We start from the raw sequence: 26,072 nt of genomic DNA, 5'->3' as shown, positions 1-26,072 counted from the left end.
TGTGTTGGGCTTCGGCGGAGGAGCCGCCTCAGCCCAACCTACGGGTGCCACCCCGGCCCCTGCCGATACAGCTTGGAATCGCTGAAATCCCCCGGCGCCAGCACCTCGCCCACCAGGATCAGCGCCGTGCGACGGAAATCCTTGTCTCGCGCCCGCTCGACGATGTCGGCCAGGGTGCCCTGGACGCTGTCCTGATCCGGCCAGCTGGCGCGGTGGACGATGGCCACCGGGCAGGCGGGACCGTAGTGCGGCAGGAGGTCGGCGACGATGCGTTCCAGCTGGCCCACGCCCAGGTGAATGGCCAGGGTCGCCCGGTGGCGGGCCAAGTCGGCCAGCGCCTCGCCTTCCGGCATGGCCGTGCGACTGGCATAGCGGGTGAGGATCACCGTCTGGCTGACGCCGGGCAGGGTCAGCTCGCAACCCAGCAGGGCGGCGCAGGCGGCGGTGGCGGTCACGCCGGGGACGATCTCGTAGGCAATGCCCAGCGCCTGCAGGCGGCGAATCTGCTCGCCGATGGCGCCGTACAGCGAAGGATCGCCGGAATGCACCCGGGCCACGTCCTGGCCTCGGGCATGGGCGGCGGCCAGATGCCCGACGATGGTGTCGAGATCCAGGCTGGCGGTGTCGATCACCGTCTCGGCCTGGTGACCTTCCAGCACCGCTTGTGGCACCAGGGAGCCGGCATAGAGGATCACCGGGCATTGGCGGATCAGCCGCTGACCCTTGACGGTGATGAGGTCGGGATCGCCGGGGCCGGCGCCGATGAAATGGACGGTCATGGGGTTTCCTCGGCCAGGGCGGCGAGCAATTCGGCGACGCTGGCGAATTCGCGGTCGACGCTGGGCAGGGCAGGCCGGCGCAGGATCAGCACCGGCAGGCCGCGTTCGCGGGCCACCTGCAGCTTGGGTTGGGTAGCGGCACTGCCGCTGTTCTTGCTGATCAGCACATCGAAGTCGGCCTGGGCGAAGAGCGCGCGCTCGGCCTCCAGGGCGAAGGGACCGCGGTCGGCGATGATCCGTGCCCGCGCGTGGCCGGGATGGGCATCGAGCAGGCGCAGGGTCCAGAACTGCCCGCCGGGAATCTCCTGGAGATGCTCCAGCGGCTCGCGACCCAGGGTGAAAAAGGGCCGGGCGAAAGGTGCCAGGGCTCGCTGCAGCTCGGCCCAGTCGGTCACTTCGCGCCAGTCGTCCTGCGGACCGGCCTGCCATCCGGGGCGCCGCAGGGCCCAGCAGGGAACACCCGTCCGGGCTGCGGCCTGGGCGGCGTTGTGGCTGATCTGTGCGGCGTAGGGGTGGGTCGCGTCCAGCAGCAGGTCGATGCCTTCACTGCGGAGAAAGGCGCCCAGCCCCTCGGCGCCACCATAGCCGCCGACCCGCACCTGGCAGGGCAGGTCCTGGGGCACGCGGCCGAGGCCGGCCAGGCTGTAGAGGGCATTCGCCGGCAGCTGGCGGGCGATGGCCAGGGCTTCGGTGGTACCCCCGAGCAAGAGGATCTTCATTGGGCTTCTCCGACGATACCGCCCTGGCGGTCGATGGCCAGGACCTCCAGCGCCACGCCTGCCGGGACGATGCCACGGGCGAAGGCCAGCGCCTGGCGGCAGACGGCATCGCCCAGGGGAATGCCGGCGGCCTGGGCCAGTTGCAGTGCCTGCTGGCTGGTATTGGCGCCGATCATGGCGGCTTGCAGGTCCGCGTCGGCGCCCAGCGCGGCGGCCCAGGCGGCCAGCTGTGGCAGGTCGATGCTGGAGCTGCGGCTGTGCAGGTCGAGATGGCCGGCGGCCAGCTTGCTGATCTTGCCGAACCCGCCGCACAGACTCAGGCGCGCCACCGGCGCCTTGCGCAGGTGCTTGAGCACGGCGCCGGCGAAATCACCCATTTCGATCAGGGCGGTTTCCTCCAGGCCGTAGCGACGGCGCATGGCGTCTTCGCTGGCGTTGCCGGTGCAGGCGGCGAGATGGCCGTGGCCGTTGGCGCGAGCCACGTCGATGCCCTGGTGGATGGAGGCGATGTAGGCGGCGCAGGAAAAGGGCCGGACGATGCCGCTGGTGCCAAGGATCGACAGGCCGCCGAGAATGCCCAGGCGCGGGTTCATGGTCTTGAGCGCCAGGTGTTCGCCGCCCTCGACGCCCACGGTCACGGAAAAGCCGCCACCATAGCCGTGGCGCTGTGCCAGTTCGCCGAGGTGGCGGGTCATCATCTGCCGCGGTACCGGATTGATCGCCGGTTCTCCCACCGCCAGCACCAGCCCGGGCTTGGTCACGGTGCCGACGCCGGGGCCGGCGTGGAAGCCGATCCCCGGCGTGGTGCTCAGGCGTACCTGGGCGAACACCAGGGCGCCGTGGGTCACGTCCGGATCATCGCCACCGTCCTTGAAGGTACCGGCTTGGGCGCCGCCTTCCAGCCGCTGGCAGTGGGCCAGGGGCATGAGGACCCGCCGTCCCTTGGGCAGCTCGATCTCCACCGCATCGCCGGGCGTCTCGCCCAGCAGCAGGCTGGCCGCCGCCAGGCTGGTGGCGGTGGCGCAGCTGCCGGTGGTGAGGCCGGTGCGCAGGGGCGCGGGCTGTTCGGGGGTTTCGTCACGCATGGGGCTTGCGGCTGTGCAGCAGGGTGATGGGCAGCGCCGCGCGCCAGGTGTCGAAGGCGCCCAGCGGCTGGGCCTGGGCCACCTGCAGGCGGGTCAGGTCGCCGCCATGACATTCGCGAAAGGCCACCAGGGCGGCTTCGGTCTGCAGGGTCACGGCATTGGCCAGCAGGCGACCGCCGGGCCGCAGGGCGGTCCAGCAGGCATCCAGGACCCCGGGCGCGGTGAGGCCGCCACCGATGAAGATGGCGTCCGGGGTCGCCAGGCCGGTCAGTGCCTCCGGTGCCTGACCGGCCACCAGCTGCAGCGCCGGCGCACCGAGGTGGTCGCGATTGTAGAGGATGTGTGCCTGGCGTCCGGCATCGGCCTCGACGGCCAGCGCCCGGCAGCTGGAATGGCTACGCGCCCATTCGATGCCGATGGAGCCGCAGCCGGCGCCCACGTCCCACAGCAGTTCGCCGGGGCGGGGGGCCAGGCGCGCCAGGGTCACGGCGCGCACGTCGCGCTTGGTCAGCTGACCGTCGTGGCGATAGGCGTCGTCCGGCAGGCCCGGGGTGAGGGGCAGGCCGGCCTCACCGGTCTCGCTCAGGACTTCGATGGCCACCAGGTTGAGCGCCGCCGCCTCGGTCAGCGACCAGGCCTCGGCGCGGCCGGCGATGCGTCGCTCCAGCGGACCGCCCAGGTGCTCCAGCACCTGCAGCTGGCTGGCGCCAAAGCCCTGGTCCACCAGCAGGGCGGCCAGGGCGGCGGGGCTGTGGCCGTCGTTGCTCAAGACCAGCAGGCGCGCGCCGGGATGCAGGTGGCGCACCACCCCGGCCAGGGGCCGTGCCACCACCGACAGCAACGCGATCTCCTGCAGGGGCCAGCCCAGGCGCGCAGCGGCCAGGGAGTAGGAGGAGGGCGCTGGCAGCACCTGCAGTTCGTCGGCCGACAGTTGGCGCGAGAGGCTCGCGCCAACGCCAAACAGCATGGGATCGCCGCTGGCCAGCACACAGACCGGGGTGCCGCGACGGTCCAGCACGGGGGCGAGGGCGAAGGGTTGCGGCCAGGGCTCGCGGACGGCGCGGATGCAGGGTGGCAGCAGCGCCAGCTGGCGTGGGCCGCCGATGACGGCCTGCGCCTCCAATAGGGCGCGCCGGGCGCTTTTGCCCAGGCCGGGGTAGCCGTCTTCGCCGATACCCACCACGGTCAGCCAGGGGATCATGAACAAACCTCATCGAACGTCAGCCGACCGGCCGTTTTCAAGGGGTCGGGGTCGGGTGGCCCCGGAGTCATTATCTGACCCGGGGCCCCCTAAGAACCGTGCTTGCGACTTTCGCAGCACACGGCTCAAGCTTACGAAAAACCAGCCATAGGCTGGCCGGCAACTGTGACGTGCGATCCTAACATCATAGACCGCTATATCTCAGGGTTACCTGTTGCCGCTGGCTATGCACCAGCGAGTGGCAGTTAGGGTGTATGAGCACGCGATTTTTCAGGGTGTCCTTGCCGCCGTCCACCCGTCGAATGACGTGATGGTCGTCCCAGCCAGTTTCCTTATTTACCGCGTGACCACATAAGGCGCAGAGTCCTTTCTGCCGCGTGAAGAGATACAGGATTTGTTTTCTGAAATGCAGTTTGTGCTGCATTCGTCGAACTCTTAGTTTTTCCCATTTCTCTTCGTGTTTCGCATCGTATGGATGGTACCCACCCGATAGCCGCGGTTGTCGCCTTATCTCAGTGTCCGCTAGCTGGTATAGCTGGCAGAACTTGCGTTCACCCTTCTTACCTCTGTAGGGATGCGCAAAAACCCAATTTCGCTTGCCTATGGAGTGGAAGTATTTATTCCGGCACCAATTAGCTTGCTTCTTCGGATGACGGCGCTTCGCCCACCTTCGCAGCAACCAGACGATCAAGCTGTCTAACCGGCTGAAGGCTTTCTTTGCTACGGCTGGAGAGTGGTATTGAGCCCACCCTTTCAGCACCGGATTCAGGCGTCCGATTAGCTCTTCCTGAGTCAATGCCCCGCTGGTTTTTACTATTTCTCTAACCTTGCGATAGAACGTTGAGATGTTCTTTTTCGAGGGCTTGATGAATAGCTTGGTCCGGCGGTAAGGCGACTTCGGGACGTACTTCCTGAAATTCCACCCTAGGAAATCGAAGCCCTGAAGGATGTGGGTTATCTGCGTTTTCTCTTCGGACAAGCTCACCCCTCGTACTGACAGGAATTGCTCGACCCAAGGTATGACCTCGTCAGTCAACAGCTCTTTGGTAGCTGCTGTGATGATGAAGTCGTCCGCGTATCGCACCACATGCACTCTGGGCGTATCGGCGTCGGTACCCGCTAGCTTTCTGGCCAGATGGCCTTTGAGCTGCATCTCCAAGCCGTTAAGGGTGGCGTTAGCCAAACAGGGCGAAATAATCCCGCCTTGTGGCGTCCCGGCCTCCGTAGCCATGAAGTGTCGCCGGTCAATTACCCCGGCCTTCAACCACAGCCGCAGTACCTTCTTGTCCATAGGGACGTTCTGGCACAGCCACTCGTGATTGATGTTGTCGAAGAACCCCTTGATGTCACCTTCCAGAACCCACATAGGTGAGTCGTCTCTCGACATTAACTGAAAGATTTCAACCATCGCATCAGCGGTCGAGCGATCCGGCCGGAAGCCGAAACTTTTCGGGTCGCTGGTGCTTTCGATGACGGGTTCCAGGGCTGACAGGTAGAGCGCTTGCATGGCCCGATCAAACATCGTCGGTATACCTAGCGGGCGCTTTTCCTTCTTCCCTGGCTTCGGTATCCAAACCCTCTTTAGCGGTTTGGGCCGATAGCCTCGTTTCTCCGATAGACGCTTCGCGGCGTAGAGCTTGGCTGGAGGCGTCCCCCAGGTTTCTCCATCAACGCCCGGAGTCTTGCGACCCCGGTTTTCAGTCACCCGTCTTACAGCCAAACAGCGACCATAAAACGAATGGGTCAGTAACCGTTGTAGGCGTTTAACCCTACGCCAGTCACCGGCCATTGTTGCCTGCGCAATCTTCAACTGCGTTTTCCGAACGGAGATTTGGATCTTGGCCCAATCGAGATCGTGCCAGCCCTTCACGCCGTCAGGAGACGCAGACGAAACCGATGTTGCTGGTTGCGTATTCATACAGTCCTCCTCAGGTCAGTAACCTTCGGGACGGACTTCTCCCCCTAGGGGTTGAAGTCACCCCTAGGGTCGTTTCGCTGGAAATCAGCACTAGATCATGCGCCCGTAAACCAGGTGCACGTCAGCCAGGGTTGCCCCTGTCGATGATGTTTCAACCGATATGCCGCCCATTACAGACAGCCATTCGCTTTTTGCACCCTCCCATTCCCCACACCCAACAGCTTTCCTTGCGGATTGCCTGCCTTCCGATGTTGCTGGTTAGGCGGGTGGTCGGGATTGCCACGTTCCCCGCTGTGCATCGATTCCCCGGTTAGGTTCCGTCTCTCCCCCGACAGTCGTAGTGGTACCGCGTCGTTAGCTTTGACAACGAGCGCCAGACTGCTTTGCCGATTTTGGCCAGGGCCTATTAACTGCCGTAGGCCCAGTTATGCTTACGAGGGGTCTAGCAACGGTTCACATGCGTTAACCATACGGGTTGGGTCACTAGCCCTAAGCTTCCGTGCAGTTCGGAAGCTTCACGAAGCTGTTGCCAGTCAAGCGTGTCCCTTACGGGATAGGACATTGTCGATCGGGCTTCACACCCCAGGGTTGGCCCCCGACGCATGCCGATGTAGTGAACTGGCAGGTACATGCCAGGCTCGGTACTTCCTATGTCAGCGAAGTTGAGCAATGCACAGCGGAGCGGTTGCTCCGTGCTTGGACGAGATACCCTAACGTCTCACGACGTTGGCATGGGCCAAATGATACCAAGGCATCCCAAAGATGGATTGACCCCTTGCGGGGTCAAATCACCCGCAGGGAGTCTTGTTACGTTTAGATACAATTTCCTTGGTGGAAACTGCTCTCTGTTACGTCTGATTGATCAATTTATAGCCAAAAAATGGCCAAATTTGAGACGTACTTACCCTGGCAAGCAGGGATCGCATTGTCCCCACAAGTGGGTCGAATCAGGCGCGGCAGAGCCGGCTCTCGTGCTTTATTTAGGCTTCAAACCCCTGTAGAACAAGGGTTTCGGCGCCAAGACTAAGCTGGTCGACCAAGCACAACACGAGCATACGTGTCGCACCAAAGCGGGCATAATAGCCTCTTTCCCCGTCCAGCCCGACCTTCCGCCGTGAATCCTCCGTCTCCTTCCGCCCTCGTCCCGCGGCCTTCGGCCTGTCCGGGATTGCTGCGCATCGTGCCCGCCCGCGATGGCGGCCTGTGCCGGGTGAAGTTGCCGGGCGGACGCCTCACGGCGATCCAGGCGCGGGCCATCGCCGCGGCCAGCCAGCGCTGGGCGAGCGGTGTGCTGGAACTGACCAACAGAGCCAACCTGCAATTGCGTGGCGTGCGCCCGGACGGCGCCAACGCCCTGGTGGCCGCGCTGCAGGCCGCCGGTCTGGGCCCAAGCGATCCAGCCGCCGACGACGTGCGCAACGTGCTGCTCAGCCCCGCCGCGGGCCGCGATCCGCAGCAACGGCGGGACGTCCGTCCCCTGGCCGCCGAACTGCTCGCGCTGCTGGAAGGCGATCGCCGCCTGCATGGCCTGTCGCCCAAGTTCGCCCTGCAACTGGACGGCGGCGAGGCCCTGGCACGGCTCGACCATGCCCATGACGTCTGGCTGTCGGCCCACGCCGAAGGCTATCTCCTCGGTCTGGCCGGTACCCCGCTGGATGCGCCGCTGGGCCTGATCCCCACGGGGCGCGAGAGGGCGGCGGTGGCAGCCCTGCTGCACCGTTTTCTCGACCTCGCCGGCCCTGAGCAGAGCCGCATGCGCCAGCTGCTGGCGCAGCATCCGGTTGCGGAGCTACTGGCTGGACTGGACCTGCTGCCGGCTCCGGCTACCCCTCGTTCGCCAGCGGCAACGGCGCGGCGCCTGGGCAGTCATCCGCAGCGCCAGGCGGGCCTCTGCTGGGTCGGTGCCCAGCCCGCGTTGGGGCGGCTGCCGGCCATGACCCTGGCAGCGGTCGCCGAACTCGCCGAGCACCACGGCAATGGCGAACTGCACCTGACGCCCTGGCAGGGCCTGCTGCTACCCGATGTGCCGGTCGGCACGGCGCCGGACCTGCTCGCGGCCTTGGGCACCCTGGACCTGACCACCGACCCCGCCGCGCCCCTGGCCCGGCTGATCGCCTGTACCGGCAGCCAAGGCTGTGCCAAGGGCCAGGCCGATACCAAGGGCGACGCCCTGCGCCTGGCCGAGCGGCTGCCGGCAGGCGTGGAGGTACACCTCTCCGGCTGCCCGCGCAGTTGCGCCCTGGCCGGACAGGCCCCCCATACCCTGCTGGCCGTGGCCTCCGGCCGCTATGACCTCTTCGTGCGCGACGCTACCCAGCCCGGCCCGGGCCGACGGCGCGCCACCCATCTGTCCCTCGACGAGGCCGCCGCCTGGCTGGCCCGGAGTCCTAGTGATGCTTGAATACGAACGCGACGGCCAGGCGATCTATCGCCAATCCTTCGCCACCATCCGCGCCGAGGCCGATCTCTCGGCCATCCCCGCCGACCTGGAAAAGCTCGCCGTGCGGGTGATCCACGCCTGCGGCATGGTCGACGTGGTCCAGGACCTGGCCTTTTCCCCGGGCGCCGGCGCGGCCGGTCGCGCGGCCCTGGCGGCCGGCGCGCCCATCCTCTGCGATGCGCGCATGGTCGCCGAGGGCGTCACCCGCACCCGGCTGCCGGCCGCCAATCAGGTGATCTGCACCCTGCACGACGAGGGCATCCGCGAACTGGCCGTGGCCCAGGGCAACACCCGCTCGGCGGTGGCCCTGGAGCGCTGGCGGCCGCACCTGGCCGGCAGCGTGGTGGTGATCGGCAACGCCCCCACGGCGCTGTTCTATCTGCTGGAGATGCTCGACGCCGGGGCGCCCAGGCCGGCGCTGATCCTCGGCATGCCGGTGGGCTTCGTCGGCGCCATGGAGTCCAAGGACGCCCTGGCCGCCGACAGTCGCGGCGTGCCCTACGTCATCGTGCGCGGCCGACGTGGCGGGAGTGCCATGGCCGCGGCAGCGGTCAATGCCCTGGCCACGGAGGTGGAGTGATGGCCGGCCGCCTGCTCGGCCTGGGCGTCGGCCCCGGCGATCCGGAACTCATCACCCTGAAGGCCCTGCGCCTCCTGCAGGGCGCGCCGGTGGTGGCCTATTTCGTCGCCAAGGCCAAGGCCAACGCGGGCCAGGGCGGCAATGCCTATGGCGTCATCGAGGGCTATCTGCTGGACGGCCAGCAACGCCTGCCGCTGGTCTATCCGGTGACCACCGAGAAGCTGGCGCCGCCGCTGTCCTACGAGACGGTGATTGCCGACTTCTACGACACCGCCGCCGCCCAGGTGGCCGACCATCTGGACGCCGGCCGTGACGTGGCGGTGATCTGTGAAGGCGATCCCTTCTTCTACGGCTCCTACATGTACCTGCACGACCGCCTGGCCGAGCGCTACGAGGCCCAGGTGGTGCCGGGGGTCTGCTCCATGCTCGGCGGTGTCGCCATGCTCGGCCTGCCGCTGGTCTATCGCAACCAGACCCTCACGGTGCTCTCCGGGGTGCTCTCCGCCGAGGAGCTCAAGGCACGTCTCGCGAGCGCCGACGCCGCCGTGGTGATGAAGCTCGGGCGCAACTTCGAGAAGGTGCGCCAGGTGTTGCGCGACCTGGGCCTGGACGAGCGCGCCCGCTACATCGAACGCGCCACCATGGACAACCAGCGCATCGTCGCGCTGGACGAGGTCGACCCCATGGCCTCGCCGTATTTCTCGCTGGTGGTGGTACCGGGGGTGAAATGGAAGGGTTGAGCCCGGCCATCGTCATCCTCGGCCCCGGCGCCCTGGCCACTGCCCGCCGCCTGCAGGCTGGCCTGCCGGGCAGCCTGGTGCACGGCCTGGCCGGGCGGGTCAAGGGCGACGTGACCTACACCGCTTTCGGCGACCATCTGCGCGACCTCTATCGCCAGCAGCGGCCGCTGCTGGTGCTCTGCGCCGCCGGCATCGTCATCCGCACCCTGGCGCCCCTACTGGACGACAAGACCGCCGAGCCGCCGGTACTGGCGGTGGCCGAGGACGGCAGCGCCGTGGTGCCGCTGTTGGGCGGCCTGGCCGGCGCCAATCGCCTGGCTCGCCAGCTGGGTACCTTGCTGGACGTGGTCCCGGCCATCACCACCAGTGGTGAGCTGAGATTCGGCACCTGCCTGCTCGATCCACCGGCCGGCTATGCCCTGGCCGACGTCGACGTGGCCAAGCACCGGGTGGCCGATCTGCTGGCCGGCGCCCCGGTACGCATCGAAGGCGAGGCGCCCTGGCTGGATGAGGTGCCCCTGGCCCGCGACCCCGCTGCGCACCAGCGCATCCTGGTCTCGCCGCTGGCCAGTGCCGATGACCACACCCTGCTCATCCATCCCCGCGCCGTGCTGGTGGCGGTACGCGCCGATGCCAGCGCCGCCGCCGTCACCGAACTGCTTGCCAGCACCGGCTATGCGCCAGGTGCCGTGGCGGTGCTGCTGGCGCGGGCGGAAGACATGGCCGCGCCCGGCCTGGTCGAGCTCAGCCAGGCGCTGGATGTGCCGTTGAGATTCGTCGACGCCAACACGCCGGACTTCGCCCTGACGACGGTGGAACGGGCCCAGGAGCGGGGCATCGCCCTGCACCTGCATGACCGGCCCCTGGACGCCGAGAACCTCGGCCAGCGCCGTGGCCGCCTCAGCGTGGTGGGCCTCGGCCCGGGCGCGGCCGAGCTCATGGCACCGGTGGTGCGCCGCGCTCTGGACCAGGCCCAGGACGTACTCGGCTACGCCACCTACGTGCAAATGGCCGGTCCCTTGCGTCCGGACCAGCTGGCCCACGCCAGCGACAACCGTGAAGAATTGCAGCGTGCCCGCCATGCCTTCGAGCTGGCTGCCAGCGGGCGCCAGGTAGTCATGGTGTCGTCCGGCGATCCGGGTGTCTTCGCCATGGCCGCCGCGGTGCTGGAGGTGCTGGAAGGCGCCGATGATCCGCGCTGGGCGGCGGTGGAGCTGGAGATCCTGCCGGGCATCACCGCGGCCATGGCCAGCGCTGCCCTGGCCGGGGCGCCCCTGGGCCACGACTTCTGCCTGATCTCCCTGTCCGACAACCTCAAGCCCTGGGCGGTGATCGAGCAGCGCCTGCGCCAGGCCGCGGCAGCGGACCTGGCCATGGCCTTCTACAACCCCATCTCCAAGGCTCGCCCGCACCAGCTGGAGCGCGCGCTGGACGTGCTGCGCAGCTGCCGTTCGGCGACCACCCCGGTGATCCTCGGCCGCGATGTCGGCCGTCCCGGCGGGGGGCTCGAATACACCAGCCTCGGCGCCCTGCGCAGCGACATGGTGGATTCACGCACCCTGGTGATCCTCGGCTCCAGCCATACCCGGCGCTTTCCGCGGGCCGATGGCGGCGAATGGGTCTATACGCCGCGCTGGTATGATCCGGAATTGTTATAAAGTAACATTTAATGCTTGAATCCTGGTCGTCGCTGGCCCACCCTCGGCGACCCTTCCTATTCCCTGGCGGGAAGCCGGTGAGAGTCCGGCGCGGTCGCGCCACTGTGAGCTTCGTAAGAAGCGAGCCAGACCTCGCCAGGGGACATCCATCATCCACAAGGGACGCGTCATCCCAAGGAGAGTCCATGCTTCGCCGTCTTTCACCGCTGCTCGCCGCCGGCCTGCTATCCGTTTCCGCCCTTAGCGCCCAGGCCGCCACGACCTATCCGCTGACCATCCACAACTGCGGCCGTGACCTGGTCTTCGAGCGCGCGCCCCAGCGCCTGGTCAGTCTGGGCCAGGCCAGTACCGAGTTGCTCTTGCGCCTGGGCGTGGGCTCGCGCCTGGTGGGTACCGGGGTCTGGTTCGGCGGCCTGCCGAAAGACCTGCAGGAGGAGGGCAAGGGCATTCCGCGCCTGGCCGACAACGCTCCCAGCTTCGAAGCCGTGGTCGGTACCCGGCCGGACCTGGTGGCGGCGCAGTACACCTATCACGTCGGACCCGGCGGCGAGGTGGCGGACTTCCCCCGCTTCGCCAAGCTGGGTATCGCCGCTTATGTGGCGCCCAGCGATTGCGAGGGCAAGGCGGTGACCGCTGATTCCAACAGCGACGGCAGCCGCAGCGCGCCCTTCGACATGAACCTGGTGACCCGCGAGGCCCAGGAACTGGCGGCCATTCTCGATGTGCAGCCGGTTGGCAAGCAGTTGGTTGCCGAGCTGGATCACCGCATCGCCGCCGCTGGCGAGCAGGCCAAGGCGGCCGGGGTCCAGGGGCGTTCGGTGCTGTTCTGGTTTTCCAGTCCACGCCTGGAAGGCGATCCCTGGGTCGCTGGCAACCTGGGCGCACCCGCTTGGATCGCCCGCGCCTTGGGCCTGCGCAACGTGGTCGACAGCGCCGAGGAATGGCCGGCGGTGAGCTGGGAGCGCATCGCCAGTCTGGACCCTGACTATATCGTCGTGGCGCGCATGGACCGCCGTCTCTATCCTGCCGATGACGTCGACAAGAAGCTGGCCTTCCTGCGCAGCGACCCCCTGACCCGCGAATTGCGCGCCGTGCGCGAGAACCACCTGCTGGTGGTGGACGCCCCGACCCTCAATCCCTCGTTGCGGGTGGTGGACAGCGTCGAGACCCTGGCCGCCGACCTAGCCAAGCCGCAACCATGAGCCTGCCCCTGGCAGCCGAAGGGGCCCGGCCCTGGCGCTGGCTGCTGGGCCTGGCCGCCGTGCTGGCGCTGGCGGCGAGCGTGGTGCTGGCGGCGTCCTTCGGCGAGATGCCGATCGCGCCCCTGACCAGCCTGCAGGCCATCGCCAACGGCCTCGGCCTGGGGCCCTATCCGGTGGAGCGCATTGTCCAGGGCATCGTCTGGGAGTACCGCCTCAGTCGTGCCCTGGTGGCGGCCTGCTGTGGCGCGGGCCTGGCGGTCTCCGGCGCCATTCTCCAGGCGCTGTTGCGCAACGCCCTGGCCGAACCCTATGTGCTGGGGCTTTCGGCGGGGGCCTCCACCGGCGCGGTGCTGGTAATGCTGCTGGGCGTCGGCGGCGGGGTGCTCGGGGTCTCGCTCGGCGCCTTTCTCGGCGCGGTGCTGGCCTTCGCCGTGGTGTTGCCGTTTCTGGGCGGCGGTGGCAGCACCCGCATCATCCTCGCCGGAGTGGCCGCTTCCCAGCTGTTCAATGCCCTGACCGCCTATATCGTTGCCACCGCAGCCAATGCCGAGCAGGCGCGCAGCGTCATGTTCTGGCTGCTCGGCAGCCTGGCCGGGGTGCGCTGGCCAGACGTCTGGCTGGCCGCCGGGGTGGTGCTCGCCGGGCTGCTGGTGTGCCTGGCCTGTGCCCGGGCGTTGGATGCCTTCGCCTTTGGCGAAGACGCCGCCGCCAGCCTTGGCGTGGCAGTGGGACCGCTGCGTCTCCTGTTGCTGGCGGTCACCGGCCTGATCACCGCCTGCCTGGTTAGCCTGGTGGGCGCGGTGGGCTTCGTCGGCCTGGTGATCCCCCATGTGGCGCGCTTTCTGGTCGGTCCGGGGCATGGGCGCCTGCTGCCGACCTGCGCCCTGATCGGCGCCCTGTTCATGGTGCTGGCCGACATCGTCGCCCGTACCCTGGTGGCCAAGCAGACCCTGCCCATCGGCGTGGTCACCGCCCTGGTCGGCGCGCCGGCCTTCGCCTTCATCCTCTATCGCGCACGGGAGGTCCGATGAGTCTCGCCGCGCGCGACGTCGCCTGGAGCGCCGGCGGCCAGCCGATCCTCCGCGGGGTCACGCTGGCGGTACCGCCCGGTGGGGTGCTCGGGCTGCTCGGCCCCAACGGCTCGGGCAAGTCCAGCCTGCTGCGGCTGCTGGCCGGGCTGCGCCGGCCGGAGGAGGGCAGGGTCAGCCTCGACGAGACGCCCCTGCAGGACCTGCGCCGGCGCGACCTGGCGCGCCGGGTAGCCCTGGTGGAGCAGCAGGCCGGTACCGAAGCTGATCTCTCGGTAGCCGAGGTGGTGCGCCTGGGCCGTACGCCCCATCGGGGCCTGCTCGATGCCTGGAGCGCCCGCGATGCCGAGGTCTGCCAGCGGGCCCTGGCCCAGGTAGGCCTGGTCGACAAGGCTGCCCGCCGCTGGCACAGCCTCTCCGGTGGCGAACGCCAGCGCGCCCAGATCGCTCGCGCCCTGGCCCAGCAACCCAGCGAACTCCTGCTGGACGAACCCACCAACCACCTCGATATCCAGCACCAGCTGGAGATCCTCGACCTGGTGCGCCGGCTGCCGGCCACCTGCGTGCTGGCCATCCACGACCTGAACCTCGCCGCGTTGTTCTGCGACCGCCTGGCGGTGCTCAAAGACGGCCAGCTGGTGGCCGAAGGCGCGCCTGCCGAGGTGCTGACGGCCGAGCTGATCCAGCAGGTCTGGGGGGTAAGGGCGCAGGTGGCGCTGGACGGCCCCGATGATCGGCCGACGATCCGCTATCGACTGGCCTGACGCCGCCGCACCGGGCCGGCCCGCTCTTCGATCACCCGCCGCAGCGCCGGGCGCCCGCCCAGCAGGAACACCAGTTCCGCGACGATGAACAGCGGGCCGATGGCTAGGCCGGCGATATCGTCGAAAAAGGCCGGCTTGCGTCCCTCGTAGTGGTGGCCGACGAACTGGATCGCCCAGCCGACCAGGAACAGACCCAGCCCCCAGGTCAGCCAGACGCCCGTGGCCTGGGCTGCCAGCGCGGCACCCAGCCAAATGGCAAGACCGAGCAGGCCGCTCATCAGCAGCCCCAGCGGCCGATCCAGGCGCAGATAGAAGATCGCCACCGCGCCAGCGACCGGCAGTGCAGGGGACAGTGGCCAGCCAGCGAGCGTGAATACGGGGCGGGACAGCAGGATGGCCACCGCCAGCATGATCAGCAGGATGCCGGGGAAGTGGCTGGCGATGTTGCGCGGATCGCGGTGGTAGCTTGCGTAGTGGCTGAGATGATCTTCCAGGGTTTTCATCGACAGGCATCCAGGCGGCTGGCGTGAAGCCTCAGCATGCCTCTGGACGAGCGCTTTCGTCTGCGGGGGCGAGAAGAAATGCGATTGCGATAATCGCCCCCTCGCTCGATAATCGATCAAAAGCCTGCCGAGGACCGGTTCGATGGACGATAACCGCACCGCTCACGCCACGGGCCTGCCGCCGCTGGCCGCGCCGCCCATCATCGCCTCACCAGCCAAGCGCATCGAAGCCTTTACCGGCGACCCGAATTTCATGACCTCCCTGGCCCGCGGCCTCGCGGTCATCCATGCCTTCCAGGAACGCAAGCGCCAGCTGACCATCGCCCAGATCAGCCATCGCACCGAGATCCCTCGCGCCGCCGTGCGCCGCTGCCTGCACACCCTGATGAAGCTCGGCTACGTCACCACCGACGGTCGCACCTATTCGCTGCTGCCCAAGGTGCTGACCCTGGGGCACGCCTATCTGTCGTCCACGCCGCTGGCGGTCACCGCCCAGCCGGTGCTCGACCGCCTGAGCGAGCAGCTGCATGAAGCCTGCTCCATGGCCACCCTGGAGGGCGACGAGATCCTCTACATCGCCCGCTCGGCCACGCCGCAGCGGCTGATCTCGGTGGACCTCAGCGTCGGCAGCCGGCTGCCGGCCTATTGCACCTCCATGGGCCGCATCCTGCTCGCCGCCCTTGACGATGCGGCGCTGCACGACTATCTGGAGCACGCCGATCTGCAGGCCAAGACCAGCCGCACCCTCTACCAGCCACCGGCGCTCATCGAGTGCCTGGGCCAGGTACGTCAGCAGGGCTACGTGATCGTCGACCAGGAACTGGAAGTGGGCCTGAGGTCCCTGGCGGTACCCTTGCGCGACGCCGCTGGCCAGGTACTGGCGGCACTCAACGTCGGCACCCACGCCAGCCGGGTCAGCCGCCAGGAGCTGGAGACGCGGTTCCTGCCGGTGCTGCTGGCAGCCAGCCAGGAATTGAGTACTCGGCTGTTTCACTAGCGAATCCGGTCGATTATCGGCCATGTCTCCGATAATCGAATTGTCAGCTGTTCGGGGTTGGGCTTAACGTCGGCGCAGTGGCGCACTACGCCGATAACAACAACACGAGCAGACCACCATGACGCAAACCCTCGCAGGCGCCGTGCCCCTGGCCGACCATCCGGCCACGGCGACAGCCGGCACCCTGGACGTCCAGCAGTTCATCAATCGCCAGGCACTGTCCGCCTACCAGTGGCGCATCGTCGCCCTGTGCTTTCTGATCGTCTTCCTCGATGGCCTGGACACCGCTGCCATGGGTTTCATCGCCCCGGCGCTGTCGGTGGAGTGGGGCATTCCGCGGGCCAGCCTCGGCCCGGTGATGAGCGCCGCCCTGGGTGGCATGGTCTTTGGCGCCCTGGGCTCCGGTCCGCTGGCCGACCGCTTCGGCCGCAAGGGCGTGCTGGTGGTCGCCACCTTCCTCTTTGGCGGCTTCAGCCTGCTGTCGGCCTTCAGCGCCAACCTCGAACAGCTGGTGATCCTGAGATTCCTCACCGGGTTGGGCCTCGGCGCCGCCATGCCCAACGCCACCACGCTGCTCTCGGAGTACACCCCGGAACGCCTCAAGTCGCTGCTGGTGACCAGCATGTTCTGCGGCTTCAACCTGGGCATGGCCGGCGGCGGCTTCGTCTCGGCCTGGATGATCCCGGCCTATGGCTGGCACAGCCTGCTGGTGCTGGGCGGGGTACTGCCCCTGGCGCTGGCCGTGGTGCTGCTGCTCTGGCTGCCGGAATCGGCGCGCTACCTGGTGGTGCACGGCAAGAGCGCCGAGCGCATCCGCCGGGTACTGGCGCCCATCGGTCGCGAAGCCGCCGAAGCACGGCACTTCATGGTGCCCGAGCAAAAGTCGGTCAAGACCGGCAACGTCTTCGCGGTGATTTTCAACCGCAGCTACAGCGCCGGCACCCTGCTGCTGTGGCTGACCTATTTCATGGGCCTGGTGATCGTCTATCTGCTCACCAGCTGGCTGCCGACGCTGATGCGCGACGCCGGTGCCAGCCTGGAGCAGGCCGCCCTGATCGGCGCGCTGTTCCAGTTCGGCGGGGTACTCAGCGCGGTGTTCGTCGGCTGGGCCATGGACAGGTTCAACCCGCACAAGGTCATCGGCCTGTTCTATGCCCTGGCCGGGATCTTCGCCTACTGCGTCGGCCAGAGCCTGGGCCAGGTCGCCCTGGTGGCCACCCTGGTGCTGGTGGCCGGCATGTGCATCAACGGTGCCCAGTCGGCCATGCCGTCGCTGGCAGCGCGCTACTACCCAACCCATGGCCGCGCCACCGGGGTGTCCTGGATGCTCGGCATCGGCCGCTTCGGCGCCATCACCGGTGCCTGGATGGGCGCGACCCTGCTGGGCCTGGGCTGGACCTTCACCCAGGTGCTCACCGCGCTGCTCCTGCCGGCCGGTCTCGCCGCCCTGGCGGTGCTGATCAAGGGGGTGGTCAGTCATGCCGACGCGACCTGAAGCGCAATAAAGTGGTTAGGCGCTAGGCTAGCCGCAGGGCCTAGCGCCAGAGTGAGCTTAATCCAGGCTTTCTAGCCAAGCCTCTACCCGGGCGTGTCGGTCTGCAGGTGACAGAGTAGGCACGCCGTCTTTGACCAGCGCCTTGCGATCGCCTGTATGAGGATTTGCGGCATAGGTGCGAATGGATGGCCTTACCTGTGGATTCGCCCGCCAGCCCAGATTGAAAGCGGCGAGCTTGGGAAACCACTCTTGCGAGCTATAGGGCAGGTGGTCATGGATCCACCAGGCGAGGGGCGTCCAGTCCTTGTACCAAGGACTTTCTTCTTGCTCAAAGCCCTTTAGCAGTGCCGGCACCACGATGCACACACTGGCGCCCAGGTAACCGTCCGTATCCGGCAGGTCCCAGATGTGATGAGCAGCGTTCGCCTCGTTGCTGGCGCAGTTGTACTGGTTGCCTTTCTCCGCCCCCTTGGCATTGACTGCCGCGCTGCGATATCCCGAACGGATAGCGATCCGGCCGAAGCGCGCCTGCAAGGGCTCCAGCAGTCGTTCGCACAACTGGGTACCCGCCTCGATGGCTAGATCCGGTCGCTCAGGTACGTTGGGTATGCCTTCGACTTGACTGATTTCGGAGTAAAGGAAGTCGCGCATGAAGAAGTGCTGGGATAGCCGTTTCCGTCCAAATTCTTCGAGGGCTTTAACCGAGTTGGGTGTTTTCACTGCTCGTCCTTGAATAGGCCAATTCACTTTGGGTTTCCTAGCCGTCACCAGTCTAGGCTCTGGTTTGCTGGTAGACGTACGGTAACTGTGGAACAGCATAAGCCTTTGATATTGGCGCTACATCTCAGGCGCTGCGTTATTGCTATTCAGGATTTGAGCGCCATTCCCTCTCTGGCTAGGCGCAGGCGCTGCCACCGCGTAAAGTTGCACCCTTTGCATGCGCCGCAGTCATCCGTCTAGAGCGGGTGCAGATGTCCAAGGGGTTCCATGAAAGGTTTCGCTCGCAGCGGGCAGTGGGCTGTCCGGCTGGTAACGCTTATCGCTTGCTTTCTGATTGCTCCGGCTTTCGCCGAGACCCGCCAGGTCACCGATGTCCTCGGGCGCACGGTGACTATCGAGGCGCCAGCCAAGCGCGTGGTGCTGGGCTTCCACTATGGCGACTACCTGGCGGTTGGGGGCGAGCATGCCTTCGACGCCGTGGTCGGTGTTTCCCGCGGCGCCTGGGAGCGCAAGGTGCCGGCCAACTGGGCGCTCAACGTCGCCCACCGGCCATCCCTGGCCACCCTTCCCGATGTGGGGGAAACGGAAAACAATAGTTTTTCCGTCGAGAAGGTGCTCGCCCTCAAGCCGGATCTGGTGGTGCTGGCCGCCTGGCAGCTCCAGGCGCTGGACAGCGAGGTCAAGCGCCTCGAACAGCTCGGCATCCCGGTGGTGGCGATCGACTACAACGCCCAGACCCTGGAACGCCATCTGGCCTCCACCCGCTTGCTCGGCATCATCACCGGCCAGGAGGCACGGGCCACCGAACTGGCCAATTTCTACGCCAAGGTGGTGGAAGACATCCAGACCCGTATCGCGGCGGCCCATCGCCCGCGGCCGCGAGTCTATGCCGAGTTCGGCAACAAGGGCCCGGCCGAGTACTCCTTCACCTATGGCCGCAACATGTGGGGCGCCATGGTGACCCTGGCCGGCGGTGACAACATCGCCGCGCCCTTCATCCAGTGGTGGGGAGTGATGAATCCGGAGCAGGTGCTCATGGCCCAGCCGGAGGTCATCTTCATCTCCGGGCGTGAGGACAACAGCAATCCCACTGCCTTGCCCATGGGCCCCGGCGTCAGCGCCGACGATGCCCGCAGTCACCTGCGCGCCTTCATGCAGCGGCCGGGCTGGAGCAATCTGCCGGCCATCCGCGACGGTCGTCTCTATGGCGTCTACCAGGGTGCCTCGCGCAGCCTGGAGGACTTCGCCATGCTGCAGTTCATCGCCAAGCAGCTCTATCCGGATCTGTTCCAGGACGTGGATCCGATGGCCAACTATCGCGAGTACTACCGCCGCTACATGCCGATCCAGCCCCAGGGCACCTTCGCCATAGGCCTGAACCCATGAGCACCTCTTCGCTCTCCAGCCACGCGGACGCCATCGCCGAGCAGCGCGCCCGCGAACGTCGTCGCTGGCGTGCCTGCGGGGTGTTCCTGGCCCTGACCCTGGCGGGTCTGGTGCTGGACATCGCCACCGGTCCTTCGCTTCTTTCGCCGCTGGAGGTGCTCAAGTCCCTGACCGGCCTGGGTGAGCGCCAGCCGATGACCGACGCCATCGTCCGCGACCTGCGCCTGCCCATCGCCCTGATGGCCCTGGCAGTGGGCGCCGCCCTCGGCGCCGGCGGAGCGCAGATGCAGACGCTGCTCAACAACCCCATGGCCAGCCCCTATACCCTGGGTATGGCCGCCGCCGCGGGCTGTGGCGCCGCCCTCAGCCTGGCGCTGGGCAGCTTCGGCCTGGGCGCGCTGATCGGGGTACCGTTGGGCGCCTTCGTCTTCGCCATGCTGGCGGCGCTGTTTCTCTTCGCTCTGGCCTCGCTCAAGCGCACCGGCAGCGACACCATCATCCTCGGGGGCATCGCCCTGCTGTTCCTGTTCCAGTCCTTGCTGTCGCTGGTGCAGTTCCTTTCGTCGCCGGAGCTCTCGCAGCAGATCCTCTTCTGGCTGTTCGGCAGCCTTGGCCGCGCCACCTGGACTACCCTGGCCATCGTCGCCGGGGTGACCCTGCTGTGCTGCATCCTGCTCTTGCGCGATGCCTGGAAACTGGCCGCCCTGCGCCTGGGCGAGGCGCGTGCCGAGAGCCTGGGCGTGGACATCCGCCGCCTGCGCCTCAAGGTGCTGATCCTGGTGGCGGTGATGACCGCCACGGCCACCAGCTTCGTCGGGGTGATCGGCTTCGTCGGCCTGGTCGCACCCCATATCGCCCGCTGGCAGGTGGGCGAGGATCAGCGCTTCCTCTTGCCGCTGTCGGCCATCTGCGGCGCCCTGATGCTGTCCTTCGCCTCGGTGCTGTCCAAGTCGATCCTGCCCGGGGCGCTGTTTCCGGTGGGCATCGTCACCGCCATCGTCGGGGTGCCCTTCCTGCTCTGGCTCATCTTCGCCCCGCGCAGGCCCAGCCTATGATCCGCCTCCATGACCTCGCGCTGAAGCGCGGCGACCGTACCGTGATCTCCGGGCTCAGCACCGAGCTGCATCCCGGCCAGGTCCATGTGATTCTCGGCCCCAATGGCACCGGCAAGACCACCCTGCTGCGCGCCCTGGCTGGAGACCTGCCGCTGGCGGCGGGTCATATCGAGCGCGGGGAAAGGCGGCTGGTGGCGGGTACTTCGCTCCGCGCTCAGCGCGAGGGCTGGCGCCAGGGCGTGGCCTATATGCCCCAGGATTCCCATGCCGAGGCGGCGCTGTCGGTGCTGGAGACGGTGGCCATGGGCAGCCTGGAACGGCTGACCCTGCACCTGGACGATGAGCTGCTGGAACGGGCGCTGGGCAAGCTCGACGAAGTGGGCATCGGGCACCTGGCCTCGCGCCAGTTGGGCGCCCTGAGTGGCGGTCAGCGGCAGCTGGTGTTCTTCGCCCAGGTGCTGATGCGTGAACCCGAGGTGATGCTGCTGGACGAACCGGTCAGCGCCCTGGATCTGCGTCACCAGATCAACCTGCTCGATCGCGTGCGCCACGAGACCCGATTGCACAATCAGGTGACCGTGGTGGTGCTGCACGATCTCAACCTGGCCTGCCAGTACGCCGATTCGCTGCTGGTGCTGGTCGACGGTGGTCTGCTGGCCGCCGGCCGGCCCGCCGCCATCGTCACCGCCGACCTGCTGGAGGCCACCTACGGCGTGGCGGTGGACATCCTGCAGGACCGCCAGGGCCGTCCGGTAGTCCAGCCGCTGACCGGCCAGGCCTTCAGCGAGGCCTGACCGCAGGGCTGCAGAGGGTGGGGCGTCAGAAGGTGTAGGTGAAGCCGGCCTGCACCGTACGCGGCTCGCCCGGATAGCTGTAGGCGTTCCAGGAGCTCTCGTCGTAGCCCTTGTTGAAGACGTTGCGCACGTCCAGGTTCAGCCGCAGGTGTTCGTCGACCTTGTAGAAGCTCAACAGGTCGGTGACGGTGTAGCTGTCCATGCTGTAGTCGCTGACGGCGGTCTTCTGGCCTTCGCGCTCACCCACGTACTTGAGGTTGGCGCCGAGCCCCAGGCCGCGCAGCCTGCCTTCGTGGAATTCGTAGACGTTGAGCAGGTTGACGGCATTGCGCGGGATGTTGGTCAGGCGCGTGCCGCGGGCCAGGGTGTTGTCCTTGGTGACCTCGGCATCGGTGAAGGCATAGCCGCCGAGGATGCGCCAGTTGGGTGTCAGGTCGCCGGTCACGTTGAGTTCGAAACCGCGGCTGCGCACCTCGCCGGCGGCGACGTTGAAGGCCGGGTCGACGGGGTCCAGGGTCAGGACGTTTTCCTTGACCGTATGGAAGATCGCCGTGTCGACACTGAGACGGCCATCCAGCGCCGCCCACTTCATGCCCACTTCGTAGGCCTTGCCTTCCTCGGGATCGAAACCGCCGCCCAGGCGCGCCGCGCCGGTGTTGGGCTTGAACGACTTGGAGGCGCTGGCGTACAGAGCCAGTTCCGGGGTGAGGTCGTAGCTGACGCCCAGGCGCGGGGTGACGGCGTTGTCGGCGTTGCTCCAGCTCTTGCCGCCGGCGACGAAGTTATCGTAGTCGTGCTCGAAGCGCTCCAGGCGCACGCCACCCAGCACCTTGAAGCGCTCGGTGAGGGCGATCTGGTCCTGCACGAAGGCGGCCCAGGTCTTGAGCGTCTCGTGGTCATGGGTCGGCGTACGGGTCAGGGCCGGACGCGGCTGGCCGAGGACCGGATTGACCAGATTGACCGCATAGACATCGGTGCCGCCGGGGGAGCGCTGGATGATCGACTGATAGTCGTAGTCTTCCACCTCGACCCCGGTGATCAGGGTATGACCGAGGCCAAAGGTGTCGAAGCGACCGGTCAGGTTCAGCTGCAGGTCGCGATCGGTCCACTCCAGCTTGCGGTAGTTGAAATTGCGGCCGAGGGTCACGCCGTCGGCCTGCACGCCGTTGGCTTCCACGGCATTGCCCTTGAGGCTGCCGTCGAGGTACTGGAAGCCGCCGGCCAGGGTCCAGGCGTCGTTCAACTGGTGCTCGAAGCGCAGCTGATAGGCCTCGCTGTCGCTGTGCAGCAGGTTGGTGGTGCCCTTTTCCCAGGCATTGGTGGAGCGACTGGCCTCGGCGCGCTGGGTCAGGTAGTTGGTGCGGCCGCGATCCAGCGGGGCGTTGCTGCGGATGATGTCCGCCTCGAAGGTGATGAGGGTGGCGTCAGTGGCCTGCCAGCTCAGCACCGGGGCGACTTCGTAGCGCTCGGTGTGCACGTCGTCGCGGAAGGTGTCGCCGCCCTCGGCGATCAGGTTGAGGCGATAGGCCAGGCGGCCGTCCTCGTCCACCGGGCCGGTGGTGTCCAGGGTGCCGCGTTTCTGGCCCTGGTCGGTGAACTGGCTGCCAAGGGTGGTCTTGCGCTCGCCCAGCGGTTGCTTGGTGACCACGTTGAAGGTGCCGCCCGGATCACTGCGGCCATAGAGGGTCGCGGCGGGGCCGCGCAGGACCTCGACCCGCTCCAGGGTGGCGGCATCCGGCGCGCTGGGGTAGCCGCGGTTCATGGGGAAGCCGTTGCGGAAATACTCGGAGCTGGTGAAGCCGCGCACCGTGTAGCTGGTCAGGCCCTGGCCGCCGAAGTTGTTGCCACGGCCGACGCCGCCGGCCTGGTCCAGCGCCTGCTGCAGGCGGGTGGCGGAAAGGTCGTCGATGGCCTCGCGGGAGACCACGCTCACCGACTGGGGCGTCTCGTGCAGCGGGGTATCGGTGCGGGTCGCACTGCTGGAGCGCTCTGCCTTGTAGCCCTGTACTGGCCCGGTGGGTGATTCGGCCGAGCCAACGATGGTGAGGTCGGACAGGGCTTGGGGGGTATCTTCCGCTGCCTCCTGGGCATGACCAGCGAGGGGAAGGGCACAGAAAGGCAGCAGATAGAAAGCAGGGACCAGCCGGCGCATTGTTATCGTCCTGGAGTTCGGGGAGGCGGATTCTAGAGCGCCTTGCAAAGGGGACACAACTGCGAGTCGTTACCGCCTGAGACAGATTTTCATCAGCCTTGTCGATTCGCTTGGGCCTCTCGTGAATCGGGTGGCGGGTGCTGAGCCAGAAAAGGCGGATACGGGGCGCGCCTGATGGCCTGCCCGAGAAGCGATGGCGACGCTTTTGGCGTAGCATGCCGCTCTTTTACCGCGCCGTGATCGCCCATGAATACCGCTACGCTCGCCAGCCTTACCGATCTGCTTCTCGCCGCCCTCGCATCGCCACCCGCCGAGGCGCGCCGCTTGGTGCATGGCCGCGGCCGGTTGTTACCGGGGCTGGAGCAGCTCACCGTCGACTGGCTGGAAGGCGTGGTGCGGGTGGGCCTGTTCCGCGAGCTGCCTGCGGCCGAGCTGGACGCCCTACGCACGACCCTGGCGGCCTTGGGCGAGAACCCGACGTGGCGCGCCAGCGGTGCCCAGAGCCTGCTCCTGCAGCATCGTTATCGGCTGGATGCCGCCAGCGAGGCGCTGATCGGCGCGCCGGTGGGCGAGCACGTCATCCATGAAGAGGGATTGAAGTTCGGCCTGGACCTCACCCGTCACCAGAACATGGGGCTGTTCCTCGACATGCGCCTGGGCCGGCGCTGGGTACGCGAGCAGGCCGCCGGGCTGCGGATCCTCAACCTGTTCGCCTACACCTGTGGTTTCTCCGTAGCGGCCCTGGCCGGCGACGCCGCCCAGGTGGTCAATCTGGACATGGCCCGCGGGCCCCTGACCCGCGGCCGCGAGAATCACCGTCTCAATGGCCACGACCTGGGCAAGGTCAGCTTTCTCGGCCACGAGCTGTTCAAGTCCTGGGGCAAGGTGCGCAAGCTCGGGCCCTACGACCTGGTGATCGTCGACCCGCCCAGCTTCCAGCAGGGCAGCTTCGCCCTGACCAAGGACTATGCGCGCATCCTGCGTCGGTTGCCGGAGCTGCTCACCCCTGGTGGGCGGGTGCTGGCCTGCGTCAACGACCCGGGTGTGGAGGCGGACTTCCTCATCGCCGGCATGGCCCAGGAAGCACCGGGACTGACCTTCGTCGAGCGCTTGGCCAATCCGCCGGAATTCGCCGACGAGGACCCCGAAGGCGGCCTCAAGGTGTTGGTGTTCCAGCAAGGATGAACCCCGTAGGTTGGCGCTGAGCCCCGCGAAGCCCGACGGTGCTCACGCTCGACCCTGGTTTGTTGGGCTTCGACGATGAAGCCGTCTCAGCCCAACCTACGGAACCCGCCCGTAGGTTGGCGCTGAGCGCAGCGAAGCCCAACGGTGCCCGTGGTGCCGAATCCAGGCCTGTTGGGCTTCGACGATGATGCCGTCTCAGCGCCAACCTACATACGTTCTGTCCGGGGCGATCTTCCGCTTTATCGATCGATGCGTACCGCTCGGAGGCCCTGGTGGCGGCGGGGCGCGCCAGGGTCCATGCTGTGGCGTTAGCTGGAAGGAGCGGCAATGGACGTGCAATGGTGGTACTGGCTGGTGCTGGGCGTCGGCCTGGTGCTGAGCGAATTGGTGGTGCCGGCCTTTTTCCTGATCTGGTTCGGTCTGGGCGCCCTGTTGGTCGGTGTGCTGCTGCTGGCACTGCCGACTCTGGCACTGGCCTGGCAGCTGCTGGTCTGGAGTCTGGCTTCGCTCGCGGCGGTGTTTCTCTGGTTTCGCTATGGCAAGGGCCGCAGCAAGCCGGGCGAGGACTGGAGCGCCGACGCCCATCTGGGCGAGATCGGCCTGCTGGTCGCAGCGGTCGGCCCCTTTGCCCGCGGGCGCGTACGCTTCCAGAAACCCATCCTTGGCAGTGACGAATGGCCTTGCCTGGCCGATGCCGAGATCGCGGCCGGCGAGCGCGTGCGGCTGCTTGCCTTCGAAGGCAACCTGGTCAAGGTCGCTCGTCAATCCTGACGTCTTCCACCTCTAGAGACAAACGCCATGAGTGTCAGCCTTATCGTCGCCCTGCTATTGCTGGTCTTCATCGTCGTCACCGTCGCCAAGGGCGTACGGCTGGTGCCCCAGGGGCAGGAATGGATCGTCGAGCGCCTGGGCAAGTACCGCACCACCCTCAAGCCCGGGCTGAATTTCCTTATCCCCTACATGGATCAGGTCAGCTACCGCCTCAGCACCAAGGATTTGATCCTCGATGTGCAGCAACAGGAGGTGATCACCCGTGACAACGCGGTGATCCTGGCCAATGCCCTGTGTTTCGCCAAGATCGTCGATCCGGCCAAGGCGGCTTACGGCGTCGAAGACTACGCCCAGGCCATCACCAGCCTGGCGATGACCTCGTTGCGGGCCATCATCGGCGAGATGGAGCTGGACCAGGCGCTGTCCTCGCGGGACGAGATCAAGGCACGGTTGCGGATCAGCATGGCCGAGCAGACCGTGGACTGGGGCATCACCGTCAAGGCGGTGGAGGTGCAGGAGCTCAAGCCGACCCCGTCGATGCAGGCGGCGATGGAAATGCAGGCGGCAGCCGAGCGGGAGCGCAAGGCGGTGGTGACCCGCGCCGAGGGCGCCAAGCAGGCCGCCATCCTGGAGGCCGATGCCCGTTTGGAGGCGGCCAAGCGCGACAGCGTGGCCCAGGTGACCCTGGCGCAAGCCTCCGCCGCCGCCCTGAGCAAGATCTCCGAAGCCGTGGGCAGCGAGCCAACCCCGGTGCTCTACCTGCTGGGCGAGCGCTACATCAATGCCATGGAAAAGCTGGCCACCAGCGACAACGCCAAGACAGTGGTCTTGCCGGCCGATATCCAACAGACACTGCGCGGGTTGCTGGGGACCAAGCCCTAGTCCGACGGCTGTTCGCAG

The 26,072-nt window shown here is 67.1% G+C and carries 23 protein-coding genes and 1 riboswitch; of the genes, 15 read left to right on the top strand and 8 right to left on the bottom strand.

Annotated features, from left to right (window positions below; all coding sequences use genetic code 11):
• Nucleotides 1-38: 38 nt before the first annotated feature.
• The 5 genes from cobM to ltrA form a co-directional block, all read right to left on the bottom strand.
• Complete coding sequence (gene cobM, locus ACWPW1_RS20265) at nt 39-779, bottom strand: precorrin-4 C(11)-methyltransferase (RefSeq protein WP_454253837.1); 741 nt, start codon at nt 777-779, stop codon at nt 39-41.
• Nucleotides 776-1,498 (bottom strand): cobalt-precorrin-6A reductase, encoded by a 723-nt coding sequence (locus ACWPW1_RS20260; protein WP_454253836.1) that lies wholly within the window; start codon nt 1,496-1,498, stop codon nt 776-778. Before ACWPW1_RS20260 ends, cobM begins: the two co-directional genes overlap by 4 nt.
• Nucleotides 1,495-2,583: a cobalt-precorrin-5B (C(1))-methyltransferase gene (locus ACWPW1_RS20255; RefSeq protein WP_454253835.1), complete on the bottom strand. Its 1,089-nt coding sequence runs from the start codon at nt 2,581-2,583 to the stop codon at nt 1,495-1,497. The genes ACWPW1_RS20260 and ACWPW1_RS20255 overlap by 4 nt, the downstream gene beginning before the upstream one ends.
• Nucleotides 2,576-3,784, bottom strand: a complete 1,209-nt coding sequence (gene cbiE, locus ACWPW1_RS20250; RefSeq protein WP_454253834.1) for a precorrin-6y C5,15-methyltransferase (decarboxylating) subunit CbiE — start codon at nt 3,782-3,784, stop codon at nt 2,576-2,578. Before cbiE ends, ACWPW1_RS20255 begins: the two co-directional genes overlap by 8 nt.
• A gap of 184 nt (nt 3,785-3,968) precedes the next feature.
• On the bottom strand, nt 3,969-5,702 hold the full coding sequence (ltrA, locus tag ACWPW1_RS20245; RefSeq protein WP_454253833.1) for a group II intron reverse transcriptase/maturase: 1,734 nt from the start codon (nt 5,700-5,702) through the stop codon (nt 3,969-3,971).
• A 1,114-nt stretch (nt 5,703-6,816) separates the two neighbouring features.
• Between ltrA and cobG the strand changes: the two genes are divergently transcribed.
• The 7 genes from cobG (at nt 6,817) to ACWPW1_RS20210 (ending at nt 14,114) form a co-directional block, all read left to right on the top strand.
• On the top strand, nt 6,817-8,103 hold the full coding sequence (cobG, locus tag ACWPW1_RS20240) for a precorrin-3B synthase (RefSeq protein WP_454253832.1): 1,287 nt from the start codon (nt 6,817-6,819) through the stop codon (nt 8,101-8,103).
• Nucleotides 8,096-8,722 (top strand): precorrin-8X methylmutase, encoded by a 627-nt coding sequence (locus ACWPW1_RS20235; protein ID WP_454253831.1) that lies wholly within the window; start codon nt 8,096-8,098, stop codon nt 8,720-8,722. The genes cobG and ACWPW1_RS20235 overlap by 8 nt, the downstream gene beginning before the upstream one ends.
• Nucleotides 8,722-9,462 (top strand): precorrin-2 C(20)-methyltransferase, encoded by a 741-nt coding sequence (locus ACWPW1_RS20230; RefSeq protein ID WP_454253830.1) that lies wholly within the window; start codon nt 8,722-8,724, stop codon nt 9,460-9,462. Before ACWPW1_RS20235 ends, ACWPW1_RS20230 begins: the two co-directional genes overlap by 1 nt.
• Nucleotides 9,450-11,120 (top strand): precorrin-3B C(17)-methyltransferase, encoded by a 1,671-nt coding sequence (gene cobJ / locus ACWPW1_RS20225; protein ID WP_454253829.1) that lies wholly within the window; start codon nt 9,450-9,452, stop codon nt 11,118-11,120. Before ACWPW1_RS20230 ends, cobJ begins: the two co-directional genes overlap by 13 nt.
• 6 nt (nt 11,121-11,126) lie before the next feature.
• A riboswitch (cobalamin riboswitch) is annotated at nt 11,127-11,274 on the top strand.
• 31 nt (nt 11,275-11,305) lie between these two features.
• The gene (locus tag ACWPW1_RS20220) at nt 11,306-12,322 is read left to right on the top strand and encodes an ABC transporter substrate-binding protein (protein WP_454253828.1); all 1,017 of its coding nucleotides are present in this window, start codon (nt 11,306-11,308) and stop codon (nt 12,320-12,322) included.
• Complete coding sequence (locus ACWPW1_RS20215) at nt 12,319-13,353, top strand: FecCD family ABC transporter permease (RefSeq protein WP_059316351.1); 1,035 nt, start codon at nt 12,319-12,321, stop codon at nt 13,351-13,353. The genes ACWPW1_RS20220 and ACWPW1_RS20215 overlap by 4 nt, the downstream gene beginning before the upstream one ends.
• Nucleotides 13,350-14,114 (top strand): ABC transporter ATP-binding protein, encoded by a 765-nt coding sequence (locus tag ACWPW1_RS20210; RefSeq protein ID WP_454253827.1) that lies wholly within the window; start codon nt 13,350-13,352, stop codon nt 14,112-14,114. Before ACWPW1_RS20215 ends, ACWPW1_RS20210 begins: the two co-directional genes overlap by 4 nt.
• On the opposite strand, the gene ACWPW1_RS20205 is transcribed toward ACWPW1_RS20210, so the two are convergent.
• Nucleotides 14,099-14,617: an Mpo1 family 2-hydroxy fatty acid dioxygenase gene (locus ACWPW1_RS20205; protein WP_454253826.1), complete on the bottom strand. Its 519-nt coding sequence runs from the start codon at nt 14,615-14,617 to the stop codon at nt 14,099-14,101. The two genes, ACWPW1_RS20210 and ACWPW1_RS20205, sit on opposite strands and share 16 nt — an antisense overlap.
• A gap of 142 nt (nt 14,618-14,759) precedes the next feature.
• On the opposite strand from ACWPW1_RS20205, the gene ACWPW1_RS20200 reads away from it, so the two are divergent.
• A complete protein-coding gene (locus ACWPW1_RS20200; RefSeq protein ID WP_068383265.1) occupies nt 14,760-15,614 on the top strand; it encodes an IclR family transcriptional regulator domain-containing protein in 855 nt (284 codons plus the stop codon).
• A 118-nt stretch (nt 15,615-15,732) separates the two neighbouring features.
• Nucleotides 15,733-17,109, top strand: coding sequence for an MFS transporter (locus ACWPW1_RS20195; RefSeq protein WP_271653174.1), 1,377 nt, complete (start codon nt 15,733-15,735; stop codon nt 17,107-17,109).
• 57 nt (nt 17,110-17,166) lie between these two features.
• Here the strand turns inward: ACWPW1_RS20195 and ACWPW1_RS20190 are convergent, their stop codons facing one another.
• A complete protein-coding gene (locus tag ACWPW1_RS20190; protein WP_454253825.1) occupies nt 17,167-17,829 on the bottom strand; it encodes a peptidase M15 in 663 nt (220 codons plus the stop codon).
• Between the two features lie 267 nt (nt 17,830-18,096).
• On the opposite strand from ACWPW1_RS20190, the gene ACWPW1_RS20185 reads away from it, so the two are divergent.
• Genes ACWPW1_RS20185 through ACWPW1_RS20175 form a run of 3 tightly spaced genes read left to right on the top strand, consistent with a single transcriptional unit; the run spans nt 18,097 to nt 21,064 of the window.
• Entirely contained in the window at nt 18,097-19,215 is a 1,119-nt protein-coding gene (locus ACWPW1_RS20185) for an ABC transporter substrate-binding protein (RefSeq protein WP_323149618.1), read from the top strand.
• A complete protein-coding gene (locus ACWPW1_RS20180; protein ID WP_313648195.1) occupies nt 19,212-20,270 on the top strand; it encodes an iron ABC transporter permease in 1,059 nt (352 codons plus the stop codon). The genes ACWPW1_RS20185 and ACWPW1_RS20180 overlap by 4 nt, the downstream gene beginning before the upstream one ends.
• Nucleotides 20,267-21,064 carry an ABC transporter ATP-binding protein gene (locus ACWPW1_RS20175; RefSeq protein WP_271653171.1) on the top strand — a complete coding sequence of 266 codons (798 nt, stop codon included), beginning with the start codon at nt 20,267-20,269 and terminating at the stop codon, nt 21,062-21,064. Before ACWPW1_RS20180 ends, ACWPW1_RS20175 begins: the two co-directional genes overlap by 4 nt.
• A gap of 25 nt (nt 21,065-21,089) precedes the next feature.
• Here the strand turns inward: ACWPW1_RS20175 and ACWPW1_RS20170 are convergent, their stop codons facing one another.
• Nucleotides 21,090-23,216 (bottom strand): TonB-dependent siderophore receptor, encoded by a 2,127-nt coding sequence (locus tag ACWPW1_RS20170; protein WP_454253824.1) that lies wholly within the window; start codon nt 23,214-23,216, stop codon nt 21,090-21,092.
• A gap of 246 nt (nt 23,217-23,462) precedes the next feature.
• On the opposite strand from ACWPW1_RS20170, the gene ACWPW1_RS20165 reads away from it, so the two are divergent.
• From ACWPW1_RS20165 to ACWPW1_RS20155, 3 genes are all read left to right on the top strand, one after another.
• Entirely contained in the window at nt 23,463-24,401 is a 939-nt protein-coding gene (locus ACWPW1_RS20165; RefSeq protein WP_454253823.1) for a class I SAM-dependent methyltransferase, read from the top strand.
• Nucleotides 24,402-24,728: 327 nt separating this feature from the next.
• Nucleotides 24,729-25,172, top strand: a complete 444-nt coding sequence (locus tag ACWPW1_RS20160; RefSeq protein ID WP_271653168.1) for an NfeD family protein — start codon at nt 24,729-24,731, stop codon at nt 25,170-25,172.
• A 27-nt stretch (nt 25,173-25,199) separates the two neighbouring features.
• Nucleotides 25,200-26,054: an SPFH domain-containing protein gene (locus ACWPW1_RS20155; protein ID WP_454253822.1), complete on the top strand. Its 855-nt coding sequence runs from the start codon at nt 25,200-25,202 to the stop codon at nt 26,052-26,054.
• The last annotated feature ends 18 nt before the right edge of the window (nt 26,055-26,072 follow it).

The sequence above is a fragment of the Pseudomonas sp. Marseille-Q7302 genome, assembly GCF_965111925.1.
Note: the sequence above shows the minus strand (reverse complement) of the source record. Positions and strands in the feature narration are given on the sequence as shown.

What these genes read in the sequence shown, in the direction of transcription:
- ACWPW1_RS20195 (WP_271653174.1), top strand. Translation starts at nt 15,733, where the DNA reads ATGACGCAAACCCTCGCAGGCGCCGTGCCCCTGGCCGACCATCCGGCC.
- cbiE (WP_454253834.1), bottom strand. Translation starts at nt 3,784, where the DNA reads ATGATCCCCTGGCTGACCGTGGTGGGTATCGGCGAAGACGGCTACCCC.
- ACWPW1_RS20200 (WP_068383265.1), top strand. Translation starts at nt 14,760, where the DNA reads ATGGACGATAACCGCACCGCTCACGCCACGGGCCTGCCGCCGCTGGCC.
- ACWPW1_RS20155 (WP_454253822.1), top strand. Translation starts at nt 25,200, where the DNA reads ATGAGTGTCAGCCTTATCGTCGCCCTGCTATTGCTGGTCTTCATCGTC.
- cobJ (WP_454253829.1), top strand. Translation starts at nt 9,450, where the DNA reads ATGGAAGGGTTGAGCCCGGCCATCGTCATCCTCGGCCCCGGCGCCCTG.
- ACWPW1_RS20260 (WP_454253836.1), bottom strand. Translation starts at nt 1,498, where the DNA reads ATGAAGATCCTCTTGCTCGGGGGTACCACCGAAGCCCTGGCCATCGCC.
- ACWPW1_RS20230 (WP_454253830.1), top strand. Translation starts at nt 8,722, where the DNA reads ATGGCCGGCCGCCTGCTCGGCCTGGGCGTCGGCCCCGGCGATCCGGAA.
- ACWPW1_RS20160 (WP_271653168.1), top strand. Translation starts at nt 24,729, where the DNA reads ATGGACGTGCAATGGTGGTACTGGCTGGTGCTGGGCGTCGGCCTGGTG.
- cobM (WP_454253837.1), bottom strand. Translation starts at nt 779, where the DNA reads ATGACCGTCCATTTCATCGGCGCCGGCCCCGGCGATCCCGACCTCATC.
- ACWPW1_RS20180 (WP_313648195.1), top strand. Translation starts at nt 19,212, where the DNA reads ATGAGCACCTCTTCGCTCTCCAGCCACGCGGACGCCATCGCCGAGCAG.
- ACWPW1_RS20165 (WP_454253823.1), top strand. Translation starts at nt 23,463, where the DNA reads ATGAATACCGCTACGCTCGCCAGCCTTACCGATCTGCTTCTCGCCGCC.
- ACWPW1_RS20170 (WP_454253824.1), bottom strand. Translation starts at nt 23,216, where the DNA reads ATGCGCCGGCTGGTCCCTGCTTTCTATCTGCTGCCTTTCTGTGCCCTT.
- ACWPW1_RS20205 (WP_454253826.1), bottom strand. Translation starts at nt 14,617, where the DNA reads ATGAAAACCCTGGAAGATCATCTCAGCCACTACGCAAGCTACCACCGC.
- ACWPW1_RS20185 (WP_323149618.1), top strand. Translation starts at nt 18,097, where the DNA reads ATGAAAGGTTTCGCTCGCAGCGGGCAGTGGGCTGTCCGGCTGGTAACG.
- ACWPW1_RS20210 (WP_454253827.1), top strand. Translation starts at nt 13,350, where the DNA reads ATGAGTCTCGCCGCGCGCGACGTCGCCTGGAGCGCCGGCGGCCAGCCG.
- ACWPW1_RS20215 (WP_059316351.1), top strand. Translation starts at nt 12,319, where the DNA reads ATGAGCCTGCCCCTGGCAGCCGAAGGGGCCCGGCCCTGGCGCTGGCTG.
- ACWPW1_RS20255 (WP_454253835.1), bottom strand. Translation starts at nt 2,583, where the DNA reads ATGCGTGACGAAACCCCCGAACAGCCCGCGCCCCTGCGCACCGGCCTC.
- ACWPW1_RS20220 (WP_454253828.1), top strand. Translation starts at nt 11,306, where the DNA reads ATGCTTCGCCGTCTTTCACCGCTGCTCGCCGCCGGCCTGCTATCCGTT.
- ACWPW1_RS20175 (WP_271653171.1), top strand. Translation starts at nt 20,267, where the DNA reads ATGATCCGCCTCCATGACCTCGCGCTGAAGCGCGGCGACCGTACCGTG.
- ACWPW1_RS20235 (WP_454253831.1), top strand. Translation starts at nt 8,096, where the DNA reads ATGCTTGAATACGAACGCGACGGCCAGGCGATCTATCGCCAATCCTTC.
- ltrA (WP_454253833.1), bottom strand. Translation starts at nt 5,702, where the DNA reads ATGAATACGCAACCAGCAACATCGGTTTCGTCTGCGTCTCCTGACGGC.